Source organism: Mycobacterium colombiense, assembly GCF_003284975.1.
In the GTDB taxonomy this organism is placed as follows: domain Bacteria; phylum Actinomycetota; class Actinomycetes; order Mycobacteriales; family Mycobacteriaceae; genus Mycobacterium; species Mycobacterium europaeum_A.
On sequence record NZ_QMEU01000010.1, the window covers coordinates 17,106 to 30,992 of the forward strand.

The following is a 13,887-nucleotide window of genomic DNA, read 5'->3' on the forward strand; positions in this document are numbered from 1 at the left end:
CTACCACGCGAAAGGCGTTCTGTCATGCCAGAGGTCGATCCCGGCTCGCCGTTGGTATTCGCCGACCGCCTTGCGTGTGTCGTCGATGCGCTTCGTTGCGGTATGCGGTTCGAGCACGGTGGTGGCCCACAGATCCAATGGTGATCCAGGATCGGGAGAGCGCCGCGGCTGAGCAGCCGTCGGCATGGGCACCGCTCCGCAACCGCGTGTATCGCAGCCTGTTCATCGCGCAGCTGGCGTCCAACGTCGGGACATGGATGCAAAGCGTTGCAGCCCAATGGTTCTTGGTGGAAAAGCACAGCAGCGACGTCATCGTGGCGCTGGTGCAGACCGCGAGCCTCGGACCGACGCTGCTGCTAGGTCTTTGTGCGGGCGTACTCGCCGACCTGTTCGACCGGCGGCGGTTGCTTTTTGTCCTGCAGTCCTACGCGGTGCTGGTGGCCTTGGCGTTGGCCGTGCTGACCTACCTCGGGCGGATGACCCCGACTTCGCTGCTGGCGTTCACCGTGGCCATCGGTTGCGCGTCCGCACTGGCCGGGCCGGCCTGGCAGGCGATCCAACCCGAGGTCGTCCCTCGCGAGCAGATACCGGCCGCTTCGACCCTGGGCAGCGTCGCGGGCAACGCCGCACGAGCGATCGGACCGGCGATCGGTGGTGTCGTGGTGGCCGTGTCCGGACCCGCGGCGGCGTTCGCCATCAACGCGGTGTCGTTCGCCGGAATCATCGTTGCCCTCGCCGCCTGGAAGCGGCCCAAGCAATTCGCCCCGCTGGAGCGGGAACATTTCGGCCACGCCATCCTCACCGGGCTGCTCTATGTCGACAACAGCCCCATCTTCCGCAGGATCCTGTTGCGCGCGGTGCTTTTCCTGTTTCCGGCGTCGGCCGTGCTCGCGCTGTTGCCGGTGGCCGCGGCACACCGGTGGCACCTGGCCGCCAGCGGCTACGGGGTGGCGCTGGCGGCGATCGGCTTGGGGGCCGTGCTTTCAGTGGCGTTTGCCGCACGGCTACACCAGAAGGTCCCCGATAACGTCCTGCTGGCCGGGTCCGCCGCCGTGTACGCCTTGGCGCCGCTGGCAGTAGCCTGGCTGCCGTTCGCCGCGGCGACTCCGATCCTGGTGCTGTCCGGTGCCTCGTGGCTGATCACCCTGACGACGTTGAACGCCGCGGCGCAGCTTTCCCTGCCGCGTTGGGTGCGCGCTCGGGGCCTCGCGGTGTATCTGCTCGTCGCGACCGGATCTCAGGCGATCGGCTCCTACGTCTGGGGTGCGCTCGCCACGCGGGCGGGGCTGCACACCGCGCTGATCGGGTCGGCGGTGGTGCTCGGCGTCGTCGCCCTCAGCATCTTCATCCTCCCGCTGCTGCCCTGCACCGGGACGCTGAGCGTCGACGTTTCCACCGCCTGGCCGTCACCCACGCTGGTGTTCGAACCATGCCCGCAGGATGGGCCGGTGCTGGTGACCGTTCGCTATCAGGTTCCGCCCGCGAACCTCCACGACTTCACCGAGGCGATGCGCGCGGTCAGGCAGTCCCGGCTGCGCACCGGCGGACACAGTTGGCGGCTGTATCACAGTGTCGGACAACCGGATACATTCCTCGAGAGGTTCACGGTGGCCTCCTGGACCGAATTCGAGCGTCAGCGCACCGAGCGCTGGCTGGAATACGACACCGAGGGTGTCACCAAGGCAATGGGCTACACCGTGGACCGCAGCCGACAGCACGAATACTTCCTGGCGCTGCGACTACGCCGCTAACACCTTGCCGTCTCTACCGGTTACACCGAATCAGGTTGCGGCGGCCAGCAAGTCGCGCACCGCATCGTCGACCGTCCCCAGCAAGTCGGGGTCGATGCCGTGACGGCCGCGCACCAGTATCGAGGCGCTGTTGGCGGGCGGCAGTCCCTCGGCCGGACTCAGACCGTCGGGGAACTTACCGATCATCGGCAGCAGTGCCACGCCGAGGCCCGATCGCACCGCCGCGTAGAGGCCGGACAAATCACCGCACTCGGCGGCGATCTCGTACTCGATATGGTGGCCTTCCAGAATCGCGAAGGCCGGCTCACGCAATGTGCACGGCTCCGCGAAAATCACCAGCGGCAGCCGCTCTCGCGGTGAGAGCGTCAGTGTGCGCGCGGAAACCCATTGCAACTGAACAACTCCCGAGGCATTAGCGCGATCCAGACCGGCCCCGTCGAGCATGATGGCCAGATCGACCAAACCGCGGTCGATCGAATCGGCCAGCGACACGTTGCGGTCGAGCCGGAAGCGCACCCGCAGGTCGGGGAGTCGCTCGCGCAACACCCGGGACAAGCCGGCAAGCATCACATCGGCGCCGTGTTCGGTGGCGCCGATGGTCAGGACCTTGTGTTCGGTCGCACCCAGGTCATCGAGCGCGTTGTCGTGCGCCGCCAATATCGTGCGGGCATGGCGTAGTGCCTTCTGCCCGACCTCGGTGAAGGCGACCCCCCGTCCCGAGCGTTGCACTATCGGTTCACCGACCACCGCTTCGATACGGCGCAGATGCTGGCTGACCGCGGACTGGCTCAGGTGGAGGGCTGCGGCGGCACGGTGGAAACCGCCGCAGTCGGCGACGGCGACGAGGCTGCGCAGCGGCGCGATATCGAGCACCTGGGCCATAGCCGCACTGTAATCCGATCAATCTTGCTAATCAATAATCGGCTCCAAGCCTCGAATACGCACGACCGGCGGGCGGTAGCGATAAGTTTTCGCGATCAATCGCGATCGCCAATAATCGTTGGACTGCGTCGGTCGATCAAGCCAACATGGGTGGCATGCCTCTGCCCCGCATGCCGGTCACCACCGCCACCGCGGTGACGTTCTTCTACGCCCTCGGATATCCGATCGGCACCCTGGCGGTAACCGCCATGACGCCGATGGCCGCGCTGGTGCTGCGATTCAGTTTGGCCGCAACGATCCTGGCGATCTGGTCGATCGTGGCCAGGGCCGGCTGGCCGCGCGGAGCGCAGTTCGGCCACGTCCTGGTCACGGGTCTGCTGATCCAGGGCGTGCAGTTCTGCTGTTTGTACGAGGCTGTTCAGCTCGGGGCGCCGGCGGTGCTGTGTGCGGTGGTGATAGCGATGAATCCGGTGACCACCGCGATCCTGGCGACGACGTTCCTGCGGGAGCCGCTCGGCGTCCTGCGCGTGGTTGCGCTGGCGCTCGGCGTCGTCGCGGTGCTGGCCGCCTGTTCCCGAAGGCTGATGAGCACCCACGGCGTCGACCCGGTCATCGTGTTGCTTGTCGTTGGACTGCTTGGACTTTCGGCGGGCGGCGTGTATCAGCAACGGTTCTGCACCCGCGTCGACTTCCGGGTGATGAGCGCCATGCAGAATGCCGTCGGGCTGATACCCGCCGCGGCGTTCGCGATCGTCACGCCGTTCACGGTCCACGACGGCGTCAAGGCGTTGATCGCGGTCAGCGGCATGGTGCTGCTGAACGCCACGCTCGCGGTGAGCCTCTACGTGCGGGCCATCAATACCCACGGTGCAACGGCGGTCGCGATGCTGTTCGCCGTCATTCCCGCCGTGGCCGGAGTCTTGTCGTGGATGATCCTGGATCAACGTCCCGACGCGGGCATCGCGGTCGGTCTGGTGCTGGGAGGGCTCGCATGCTGGATCAACACCCGCGCATCCGGTCGGCGCCGACCAGCGAGTGTGGACGCGCCCACCGCGAGGCTGCCGCAGGGCGAGCTGCAGGACGCGCCGCGCTGAGACCGCGAGCGCCCTGGGCGCAGCGGCGTTGGCGATAGCTCGTCGACCGTCCGTTCATCCGACGTTGCCCATCTGTGACAATGCACCCTGCGGGTTATGCAACGGAGGCATTGGGTGAACTTGGGCAGCGGGCGTCGTACCGGATCACGGTGGGTCGCGGCGGCGGTGGCAGCCTTTGCATCGGCAGCCGCGTTCGCATGCCCTGCCGCGGTCCACGCGGACGCGCAACTGTGCGACCCGGCGAGCGTCGACACCAATCAAATGTGCCACTTCGACGCCTCGGCTCCACTGTCGGACATCAGCATGGTGTTTCCGGCCAACTATCCCGACGAGCAGACGATGATCGGCTATCTGACCAAGGTCAGCGACGACTTCGGCAACGAGCGCGGACCGGTGAACACGTTGAAATCGCCGACAGCGCTGAAGGTTACCGGTACCCGGTACAGTTCGGGTCCCCCGGCCTCCGGCACCCAGTCGGTTGTCACCGAGATCTATCAGAATCTCGGCGCCGCCCACCCGTTGGTGTGGTACAGGTCCTTCAACTTCGACCTGGCCAACCAACAACCGATCACCTTCGATGCGTTATTCCGGCCGGGAAGTCAACCGCTGCAGACGATCTTGCCGATCGTGCAGAAGACCCTGGCCGACCGGTATCGGGCGACGGTGTCGATTCCGCCGGCCACCGGGCTCCAGCCGACGAACTACCAGAGCTTCGCGATCACCAATGACGCGATCGTGTTCTTCTTCGATCAGAACGCGCTGCAGCCGGCGATGGAAGCGACGCAAGTGTCGGTGCCGCGCAATGCGATCGCATCGATGATCAGTCCCGAGATCGCGTAGTCGGATAACCCACCCGCGGGAGGCATCATGACAGCCGGCGACCAGCAGGCCGACGAGCAAGCCATTCGGGCGCTCATCGATCGACAGGTAACTGCCTGGGCCGCGGGCGATCCCGCGGCCTACGCGAGCGTGTTCACCACCGACGCCGACTACATCACCTTTCTGGGCAGCCGTCACGTCGGCCGCGATGCCATCGCGGCGTCGTACGTTCCGCTCTTCAGGAAGTTGCTCAACCGAACGCAGCTGCGAGTAGACATCACCGGGATCCGATTTCTCACACCCGACGTCGCTCTGATCCACGCGAACGCGTCGGTGGTCAGGGCGGGACGACGGGGCAGCCGGCGCAACGCCCGCGTGAACACCAGCGTGGCCGTGCGGGCGGACGGTCGCTGGCAACTCGTCGCCTCGCAGAACACCGCACACCGGTGGATCGCCGAAAAGCTCATGGCTAAATTCTTTTCCTGAAGCACCGCCGCCCGACTAGCGTTGTGTGGTGATGAGGGTGCGAATGGCCACGGCGGCGGACGCAACTGCGGTCGCGGAGATCTATCTGCCCTACGTGCGCGACACGGCGATCTCCTTCGAGGCAACACCCCCAGGCGCCGACGAGATGGGCTCGCGGATGACGAGGACGCTCGCGCGGCTGCCCTGGCTGGTCGTGGCCGACGGTGACCGAGTCAAGGGGTTCGCCTACGCGAGTCCGCACCGCGCGCGTGAGGCGTACCGCTGGTCGGTCGATGTCTCGTTGTACCTCGACGAATCGATTCACCGCCAAGGCCAGGGCAGCCGGCTTTACGCCGCGCTGTTCAATGTGCTTGTCGCGCAAGGCTATGTCAACGCGTATGCGGGCATCGCGTTACCCAATTCCGCCAGCGTCGGCCTGCACGAAGCGCTGGGATTCGCCCCCATCGGCACCTTCCGCGGCGTGGGTTTCAAACACGAAACGTGGTGGGACGTCGGCTGGTGGCATCGCCGGCTGGTTGAACCGCCGCCGGCACCACCGGAGCCGATGGCCTGGTTCGAGCTGCCCGATCACGCGCTCGATACCGCGCTGGCGACACACACGACTAGCGGTTCCACCCGAGGATCTGCTCGATGACCGCGCTCCTTTGGGACCAGCACACGTGTCTACCGCTCAGGGCGGACGCCGACATCGACCCGCTGAGTCGTGAATCGTCTCTAGGGCAACAGCTTCAGGGCAGATCGACCTTGCTGGCCAGCCAGCGACCGTCCACCTTCTCCATGGTCATCCTGACCCGGCTGCGGTCCAGCTGGGGCGCCGGGGCGGCCCCGTTGCTCACCGACTGATCGACAAACAGCACGACGTCCACCTTGTCTTCGGTGGCGGACTGGACCGCGGCCTCGATCACACTCCCATGCGCCGCCGCTTTGTTGTCGATGAGCGTCTGGCGCAGCTGGGCGCTGGATTTGGTGTACATGTCCTTGAATTCACCAGTCGACCCGTCGAGGACGTCGGTGAAGTTCTTATCGATCGCATTGGTGTCCACGCTGGTGAGCGCGAGAATGTACTTCTTGGCCGCAGTCAGTGCCTGGGCGGCCGCGACCTCCCTCTGGTGGTGCTGAAACAACAGCCAGCCCTCATAACCCGAACCCGTGATCAGGATGGCCAGCACGCCCGCGGCGACCCAGCGAACGGCGTTGAACCGACGAGGCTTTCGGGCATCCGCGCGCACCTCGTCCGCGAGCTCCTGGTCGTCGCCCGCCGTGTCGGGCTCGGCGGTCTCGGCGGCGTCGTCGCTCGTGTCCGATGAGGGGCCGGTCGGCGTCGCATCGTCGCCGGAGTCGTCGGTGTCGGTGGGTGCCGGTGGATGCGTCGCGTCATTCCCGATGCGCGCCGCGGCGAGGCGGAAGCGACTTACCAACCACGTGCCCGGGTTGCCGACTGGTCGTAGTGCTGGGCGGTTATTCATCAGTTGCATGCGCCGGAGTCGCGAAGCGCGTTCGCCCAGCCGGTGGCCGAGACGATGTTGGCGTGGGTGACTCCTGACGGGTCCTTTCTCTTGATGCTGTCGCTGATCCGCGACAGTTGAAATGCCAAGTGCGTCATCGATTCGCCGCCGTATACCGGCGAGTACGGTCCGAAGTTGTCGGGCTGGTTGGTGATGATCAGTGGCTTGACTCGAGGCGCCAGGAACGCCGTCGACTGGTCGATGTTGGCGACCACGGCGCGGGCGTATCCCTGTGCGCCGCCGGCCGAATAGTCGTCGTGCTGGTCGCCGAGGTAGCGGTTGAAATCGTTGATCTGGTCGATCAGCGGATCGAACTGCGCCTTGAACCACTGGCACGAGTCCGACATTCCGCCGATCATCTCCGGTGTCACCCGTGCCGTGAACGTGTTGTACGGCCAGATGTCGAAGTTCGGCGACCATTCGCTAGGCGCGGGCGTGAACACCGGCAACGGTGGCGGGGGCTGCCCGGCATCGGCGGCGGCATACCCCGAGAGCGCGATGGCAGCGACCAGCGCCGGCGCGGCGCACGTTAGGCCGCTACCTGCTCGTCGCACCCTCGTCAGATTCATCCGCTCTTCCCCAGGAAATACGATATCCCGCGGTCACCGATTACCGAACTACCATCTCAACGCCAAATGCCCATTAACATCGGCGTCCTGGTAGGGCATCTTCTCGCGTAGCTGGTGATGCGTCAAGTGGCCGCTACCGGGCGGAGCAGCAGAATGACCACCAGTCATCGCGGGAGAACGTGGCTCGAGGCGGCGCTAAAGGCAACGCAGTCGAGGAACTCGGATCTTCCGCAGAAGCTGAGCAGCGGTTAACATAGCCGCCCGTGGGGGCAAAGCGACCGTTCACCGACGACCGAGCGACCGACAGCGTGGCCGCTATTCAGGAGTGGTCCGCGGGATACGTCGTGCGGCACCCCCTGGCCTCACTAAACACCCTCGGAGAGCAGTACATCCTCGCGCTCCGCACCATCGAGTACTGCATGGTCGACCTGTTCACCGGGCGCTTCCAATGGGCCGAGTTCATCCGCCAGGGCGCGTTCATGGCCGCCACGGCGGTGCTGCCGACGGTGCTGGTGGCGCTGCCGATCGGGGTGACCCTCTCCATCCAGTTCGCCCTGCTGGCCAACCAGGTCGGGGCGACTTCACTCGCCGGAGCGGCCAGTGGACTCGCGGTGATTCGCCAGGCCGCCTCGCTGGTGGCCGCGGTCCTCATGGCATCCGCCGTCGGGTCCGCGATTACCGCCGATCTCGGTTCCCGCACGATGCGCGAGGAGACCGACGCCATGGAGGTGATGGGTGTTTCGGTTATTCGCCGCCTAGTGGTGCCGCGCTTCGCCGCGGCCATCATGGTCGGCGTCGCCCTGACCGGAATCACTTGCTTCGTCGGGTTTTTGGCCAGCTACCTGTTCAACGTCTACTTCCAGCGCGGCGCGCCCGGGAGTTTCGTGGCGACCTTCTCGTCGTTCGCCACCACCGAAGACATGGTCGTAGCGTTGCTCAAAGCCGTTATCTACGGCGCCATCGTGGCGGTAATCGCGTGCCAGAAGGGGCTTTTCACCAAGGGCGGTCCGGCGGGCGTCGCGAATTCGGTCAACGCCGCCGTGGTGGAATCGATTCTGGTACTGATGATCGTCAACGTCGGGATCAGCGAGCTGTACAACGCGTTGTATCCCAGGACCGGGCTGTGACATGACGGCGTCCGCCTACGTCCCCACCCTGGCCCGCCCCTTTGTCGGGGCCTATCGGGCCGCGGCCGCCCCGACAATGCGGCTGGGACACATGCTGGTGTTCTTCGCGCGGGCCGTGCTCGCCGTGCCGTCCGTGCTGCGACAGTACCGCGCGGAATTCCTGCACCTGCTGTCCAACATCGCCTGGGGCAACGGCTCGATCGTGGTCGGCGGGGGCACGGCCGGCGTCGCGGTGGTGCTCGGCTTCACCGCTGGCGCTTTGGTGGCCGTGGAGGGATACAACTTCCTCAATTTGCTCGGCTTGGGCCCCGCGACCGGCATCATCTCATCGCTGGTCAACACCCGCGAGCTGGCGCCGATCATGGCTTCGCTGGCCTTCGCGATGCAGGCCGGCTGCCGCTTCACCGCGCAGCTGGGTGCCATGCGCATCGCCGAAGAGATCGATGCCCTGGAATCGCTGGCCATCCGCCCCATCCCGTTCCTGGTCACAACGCGGCTGATGGCCTCTGTCATCGCGGTCATCCCGCTTTACATCGCGTGCCTTGCGGTGACGTACCTGACGTGTCAGGTGGTCGCCGAGGTGATCAGCGGTGGCTCCATCGGTCCGTACCTGCACTACTTCACGATGATGCTGAATGCCAAGGACATTGCCTATTCGGTGCTCAAATGCGTTGTCTTCGTGTGGCTGTCCTCCACCGTGCAGTGCTACTACGGCTTCTACGCCGCGGGCGGGCCCGAGGGCGTGGGAGTGGCCGCCGGGCACGCCATGCGCGCGAGCATCACCGTTGTGATCATGGTCAACATGTTGCTCACCATGGCGCTGTGGAGCATCGACGCCGGCGCGAGATTCGGTGGCTGAATGCCGAATTCGCTAGATTTCGACGGCCGGGGCCCCTCCGACCACCAGCTGCTGGCGATGGGCGTCACGGTGCTGCTGATCGCGGGGCTGGTCACCGGCTCCCTGTTGTTGAAGTCCACCGGACGACTCAACGACTATGTCCGCGTGGTCGCCGAGTTGACGAACGTGGGCGACGGCCTGCCCGCCCGATCGGACGTGAAGTATCACGGGCTGCTCGTCGGGGCCGTCGACAACGTTGTGCCGGCGGCATACGGCAAACCCAACTATGTGCACATCAACCTCAAACCCGATTACGCCAAGGACATTCCGGGCGCGGTGACCGCGCGCGTGGTGCCCAGCAACGTGTTCGCGGTGTCGTCGGTGCAACTCGTCGACGGCGGAGGAGGTTCGAGCATCCGCAGCGGGGCGCGCATCCCCGAAGACCAGCAGCTTTCGACGGTGATCTTCCAGACGACGATCAGCAAGCTGCGTGACATCCTCGCCGCAACCGGCCGGGGCCGCGAGGACCACAGCGTGGGACTTCTGGCCGCCGTGGCGGCCGCCACCAACAACCGCCGGAGTGCGCTGCTCACCGCCGGCGCGCAATTGACTCGGGTGCTCGACGAGCTCAACTCCATCGTCGCCACCGATCCCGGGCCGACCACGGTCTCCGCGCTGCTGGATGCCACTCGGGGTCTGCAGTCCACGGCGCCCGAGCTTGTCGATGTCCTGCATGACGCGGTCAAACCGATGCAGACGCTGGCCGAAAAGCGGGAGCAATTTCGCTCGCTGGTCACCGGTTCACATCACACCATCGGGGTCAACCGCCAAGCGTTCGACAACCACACCGATCAACTGATCGAGATGACACAGAACCTCACACCGGTCCTGGGCGTATTCGCCTTGCACAGCGACAAATTCGTACCCATCTTCACTCGATTGAACCGGTTGTCCGACAAGTTCTTTGAACAGGTATGGGATCCCGAACTCGACACGGGAAACATGCGGGTCAATCTGGCGCTGACACCGAGCTACACCTACACCCGTGCCGACTGCCCGCGGTACGGCCAGTTGCTGGGGCCCAGTTGTTATACCGCCCCGACCATCGCGGTCCGGCCCGACCTGCCCGAGGTCCTGTTACCGCAGAACTACCACCCGCCAGCGGATCTGGCGCCGCCCCCGGGCACTCAGGTCGGGCCCGACGGCAACCTCGTTCCGGTCGGACCGCCCCTGTACAACCCCAACCCCAGCCTGCAAGACCCCAACCCGCCCTTACCGTGGTGGCCGTGGCCCATCGGTCCGGCACCCCGGGTCCCCGGAACCGCCGATCCCGATGACGCGCCGCCGCCTCCGCCGGGGCCATCGCCGGCGCCGAACCCCGGCCCGCCCGGCGCGGTCGCGCCGTCGGGATACGGCGGCAACGTCGGACCCGTTGGCAGCCAACACGAACGCGACCAGCTGGGCTTGATCACCGGCCAGGGACGCCCGGCGTCGGCGGCGACCCAACTGCTGCTCGGCCCGGTCGCGCGCGGTACGTCCGTCTCGCTGAAACCCGCGCAACCACAACCGGTAGACGGGCCGAAATGAAGGTACGGGGGCCGCTCATCGGGCTGTCGATATTCATGGCGATCGCCATCGCCGTGACGTGGATGGTGTACGCCACCCTCCGGCGTGACGTGGCGGGGCCGACCACGCCGTACGCGGCGATGTTCAGCGACGTGTACGGATTGCGCATCGGTGACGACGTCCGAATGGCCGGCGTGCGTGTCGGGCGCGTCGAAAACATCGAGCTGACCGGCAAACTGGCGAAGGTCGCGTTCATCGTCGAAAACGATCAGCGCCTGTACGGGAACACCGTGGCATCGGTGACCTATCAGAACATCATCGGCCAGCGGTACCTGGGCTTGTCGCTGGGCGAGATCGGCAACAGGGCAACGCTTTCCGCTGGAAGCGTGATACCGGTGCAGCAAACGGACCCCTCCTTCGACGTCGGCAAGCTGCTCAACGGTTTCGAGCCGCTGTTCACCCTGCTCAACGCCAAGGACGCCGACGACCTGACCAAGGGCGTCTTGCAGTCACTGCAAGGCGATCAGGCATCCATCCCGCTACTGGTGCAGCAGACCTCGACGATCACCCGAACGCTGTCCGCCCGCGATCAATCCCTGGGCGATCTGATCAGCAACCTCACGAAGGTCACCGACACCGTCGCTCGCCAGAATGACGACCTCGACCATGCACTCGACCAAACCCGCGATGCGGTAGCCAATTTCGACAACCGCCGCGCTGCGCTACAGGACTCCGTGGGTTCGATCGCGCGGGTGACCCGTCGGCTCTCGGCGATCGCCGACGACGTGGACCCGTCGTTGAACGAACTGATCACCCGAGAACCCGGGTTCAGCAAGCACATGGTCGGCATCGAACCCCAGCTGGCCTTCACCGGGGACAACCTGCCGCTGCTGCTCAAGGGTTTCGCGCGGGCCGTCAGCGAGGGCTCCTACGGCAACGCCTATGCATGCGACCTGAACGCCACCGGGTTCTTCCCGGGGCTCAACGACATCACGACATTCATCGTCAACGCGGCCACGCCCGGCAACGCGTACCCGATCACCACAAAGAACATGGGGTGGCACACCCCGCGATGCAGGAACATGGCCAATGGCTGACTCGCTCAGGGCCCGGTGGTCGCGGCGTCGTCCGCTGGAGTCATACAACAGGACCTGGCTGGGGTTGGCGGGACTGGCGCTGGTCGCCGTCCTTGTCGCGGTGTCGCTGGGAATCAAGCTGCTCGGCATCGGCTACACCCACTACACCGCCGAATTCCTGCAGGCCGCAACGCTTCGACCCGGCAACCCCATCACCGTCGCCGGCATCGAGGTCGGACACGTCACCAGCATGAAGCTCGATGGCGATCACGTCGAAGCCGGGCTGAGCGTGCGCGACAACATCGCCCTCGGCAAGGACACCCGGGCGGTGATCAAGGTGATGACGATCCTGGGTTCGCGCTACCTCGAGCTGGTTCCCGACGGCCCGGGCTCGCTGCCGGCCAAGACGATCAGCCTGAGCCACACCGAGGTGCCCTACGACCTGCAGTCACTACTCGAGGACGCCACCACGACGTTCGAGCAGGTCGATTCCGACCAGTTCGCGCAGTCGCTCGCGGTGCTGGGCAAGCAACTTGGCGGCGTACCGCCACTGATACCGCAGGCCGTCGCGAATCTGCAGACGCTGTCGACTATCACCGCCGACCGTCGGGGCCAACTCGGCACGCTACTGAAAAGCACTCAGCGAGTGGTCAATACCCTGCGGCGCCAGCAGACCAACATCGGCCATCTGATGGATCAGGGCCAGGATCTGCTCGGGCACCTGGTGGCCCGGGAGGCCACCTTTCACGCCATGTTCGCCGGATTGACCGATCTCGTCGACCAGCTCGACAAGATCGTCGTCACCAACCGACCACTGCTCGACGAGCTGTTCGCCAACCTGCACCAGCTGACGAACATGGTCGGCCGGCACGACGACTTGCTGCGAAACCTGTTGCAAGTCGCCCCCGTGGCCCTGCGCGGTCTGACCAACGCCACCGGCTACGGGCCGGTCGTCGAATTCAACCTTCCCAACGGTCTCGCCATCGATTCCTGGATGTGTGCCATCAGCGGTCGCGCCAAAGAGTTCAAGATGATCCAGTATTTCAAGGACTGCAAATGACCACCGGCAGGCGCAAGCTCATCGCCGTAAGTGTCGCGGTCGCGGCGCTGGCCGCCGTCGCCATCGGGCTGGTCGGCCACTACGTGAAGTCGCGCCTGGACACCATGACGGTGATCGCGCAATTCGACAGCGCCGCTGGGCTTTACGAGGGCAACGTGGTGGCGGTGCTGGGCATGCCGGTGGGTAAGGTCAGCAAGGTCACGTCCAAAGGCAGCTACGTCGAGGCCGAGTTGACGGTGGACAAGAAGGTCAAGATCCCGGCGGCCGCCCGCGCCGTCACCATCACGACCTCCATCCTCACCGACCGGCAGGTGGAACTGACCCCGCCCTACCGGGGCGGCCCGGTGCTGAAGAACCACGACACGATCGGACTCACCCGAACCAAGACGCCGGTGGCTTTCGACCGCGTACTGGACATGCTCGACAAGGTGTCGAAATCGCTGAAGGGCGACGGACGGGGCGGGGGCCCCGTCGCCGACCTGAGTGACTCCGCGGTCGCCATCACCGACGGCAACGGCAAGAAGATCCTGTCCGCTCTCGAGCAACTCTCCAACGCACTGCGGCTCAGCTCCGAGCGGGGCGGGACCACCCGCGAGCAGTTGACCACGATCATCACCGACCTCAGCTCGATAACCGAGGCCGCCGCCCGCAACGACACCAAAGTGCGTCAATTCGGCTCGACCACGCGCCAACTCAGCCAGATGCTCGCCGACGAGAAGTTCGGCACCGGTGCCACCGGACGGACCATCAACCGAATCCTCGAAGAAGTCACCACGCTGATCGAGCAGAACCGGGACAACCTCAAGCAGGCGGTCCGCAACGGCGACACCGTCGCCAAGACGATCGTCGAGGACCAGCGCGGAGTGTCCGAAATGCTCGACGTGCTCCCGATGACACTGGAAAACCTCTACAACACCGTCGACCGGAACAACGGCGCGATACGCGTGCACGGGCTGCTGGACAAGGCCCTCACCGACAGCCAGTCCGCCAAGGAACTCTGCAATCTCATGCACTTGCGCCAACTCGGTTGCAGCACAGGCACGCTGCAAGACTACGGACCAGATTTCGGCCTGACCTACATTCTCGACGGTCTCTCGGCGATGGGGCAATAGCG

The 13,887-nt window shown here is 65.5% G+C and carries 14 protein-coding genes; 11 read left to right on the forward strand and 3 right to left on the reverse strand.

The genetic code is table 11. The features are described 5' to 3' along the window. The first annotated feature begins 137 nt into the window (after positions 1 to 137). Positions 138 to 1,751: an MFS transporter gene (locus tag DQP58_RS05950; protein ID WP_112707559.1), complete on the forward strand. Its 1,614-nt coding sequence runs from the start codon at positions 138 to 140 to the stop codon at positions 1,749 to 1,751. Positions 1,752 to 1,781: 30 nt separating this feature from the next. On the opposite strand, the gene DQP58_RS05955 is transcribed toward DQP58_RS05950, so the two are convergent. Further along, positions 1,782 to 2,633 (reverse strand): LysR family transcriptional regulator, encoded by an 852-nt coding sequence (locus tag DQP58_RS05955; protein ID WP_112707560.1) that lies wholly within the window; start codon positions 2,631 to 2,633, stop codon positions 1,782 to 1,784. 146 nt (positions 2,634 to 2,779) lie between these two features. On the opposite strand from DQP58_RS05955, the gene DQP58_RS05960 reads away from it, so the two are divergent. The 4 genes from DQP58_RS05960 (at position 2,780) to DQP58_RS05975 (ending at position 5,666) form a co-directional block, all read left to right on the forward strand. Continuing rightward, positions 2,780 to 3,727, forward strand: a complete 948-nt coding sequence (locus DQP58_RS05960) for a DMT family transporter (RefSeq protein ID WP_240629579.1) — start codon at positions 2,780 to 2,782, stop codon at positions 3,725 to 3,727. A gap of 114 nt (positions 3,728 to 3,841) precedes the next feature. Continuing rightward, complete coding sequence (locus tag DQP58_RS05965; RefSeq protein ID WP_240629580.1) at positions 3,842 to 4,567, forward strand: esterase; 726 nt, start codon at positions 3,842 to 3,844, stop codon at positions 4,565 to 4,567. A gap of 27 nt (positions 4,568 to 4,594) precedes the next feature. Beyond that, entirely contained in the window at positions 4,595 to 5,032 is a 438-nt protein-coding gene (locus DQP58_RS05970) for an SgcJ/EcaC family oxidoreductase (protein ID WP_112707563.1), read from the forward strand. Between the two features lie 43 nt (positions 5,033 to 5,075). Continuing rightward, entirely contained in the window at positions 5,076 to 5,666 is a 591-nt protein-coding gene (locus DQP58_RS05975; RefSeq protein ID WP_112707564.1) for an arsinothricin resistance N-acetyltransferase ArsN1 family B, read from the forward strand. Positions 5,667 to 5,760: 94 nt separating this feature from the next. Here DQP58_RS05975 and DQP58_RS05980 read toward each other — a convergent pair whose 3' ends face one another. Both DQP58_RS05980 and DQP58_RS05985 read right to left on the reverse strand, forming a co-directional pair. Next, positions 5,761 to 6,507, reverse strand: coding sequence for an Mce protein (locus tag DQP58_RS05980; protein WP_112707565.1), 747 nt, complete (start codon positions 6,505 to 6,507; stop codon positions 5,761 to 5,763). Next, positions 6,498 to 7,106 (reverse strand): hypothetical protein, encoded by a 609-nt coding sequence (locus DQP58_RS05985; RefSeq protein WP_112707566.1) that lies wholly within the window; start codon positions 7,104 to 7,106, stop codon positions 6,498 to 6,500. The genes DQP58_RS05980 and DQP58_RS05985 overlap by 10 nt, the downstream gene beginning before the upstream one ends. A gap of 263 nt (positions 7,107 to 7,369) precedes the next feature. Here DQP58_RS05985 and DQP58_RS05990 point away from each other — a divergent pair, with 263 nt between their 5' ends. The 6 genes from DQP58_RS05990 to DQP58_RS06015 are packed head-to-tail and all read left to right on the forward strand — an operon-like array spanning position 7,370 to position 13,885. Beyond that, complete coding sequence (locus tag DQP58_RS05990; RefSeq protein WP_112707567.1) at positions 7,370 to 8,233, forward strand: MlaE family ABC transporter permease; 864 nt, start codon at positions 7,370 to 7,372, stop codon at positions 8,231 to 8,233. Position 8,234: 1 nt separating this feature from the next. After that, on the forward strand, positions 8,235 to 9,092 hold the full coding sequence (locus tag DQP58_RS05995) for an ABC transporter permease (protein WP_112707568.1): 858 nt from the start codon (positions 8,235 to 8,237) through the stop codon (positions 9,090 to 9,092). Then, positions 9,093 to 10,658: an MlaD family protein gene (locus tag DQP58_RS06000; protein WP_112707569.1), complete on the forward strand. Its 1,566-nt coding sequence runs from the start codon at positions 9,093 to 9,095 to the stop codon at positions 10,656 to 10,658. Beyond that, positions 10,655 to 11,734, forward strand: coding sequence for an MlaD family protein (locus DQP58_RS06005; protein WP_112707570.1), 1,080 nt, complete (start codon positions 10,655 to 10,657; stop codon positions 11,732 to 11,734). The genes DQP58_RS06000 and DQP58_RS06005 overlap by 4 nt, the downstream gene beginning before the upstream one ends. Next, a complete protein-coding gene (locus DQP58_RS06010) occupies positions 11,727 to 12,773 on the forward strand; it encodes an MCE family protein (RefSeq protein ID WP_112707571.1) in 1,047 nt (348 codons plus the stop codon). The genes DQP58_RS06005 and DQP58_RS06010 overlap by 8 nt, the downstream gene beginning before the upstream one ends. Then, on the forward strand, positions 12,770 to 13,885 hold the full coding sequence (locus tag DQP58_RS06015; RefSeq protein WP_112707572.1) for an MCE family protein: 1,116 nt from the start codon (positions 12,770 to 12,772) through the stop codon (positions 13,883 to 13,885). Before DQP58_RS06010 ends, DQP58_RS06015 begins: the two co-directional genes overlap by 4 nt. Positions 13,886 to 13,887 lie beyond the last annotated feature (2 nt).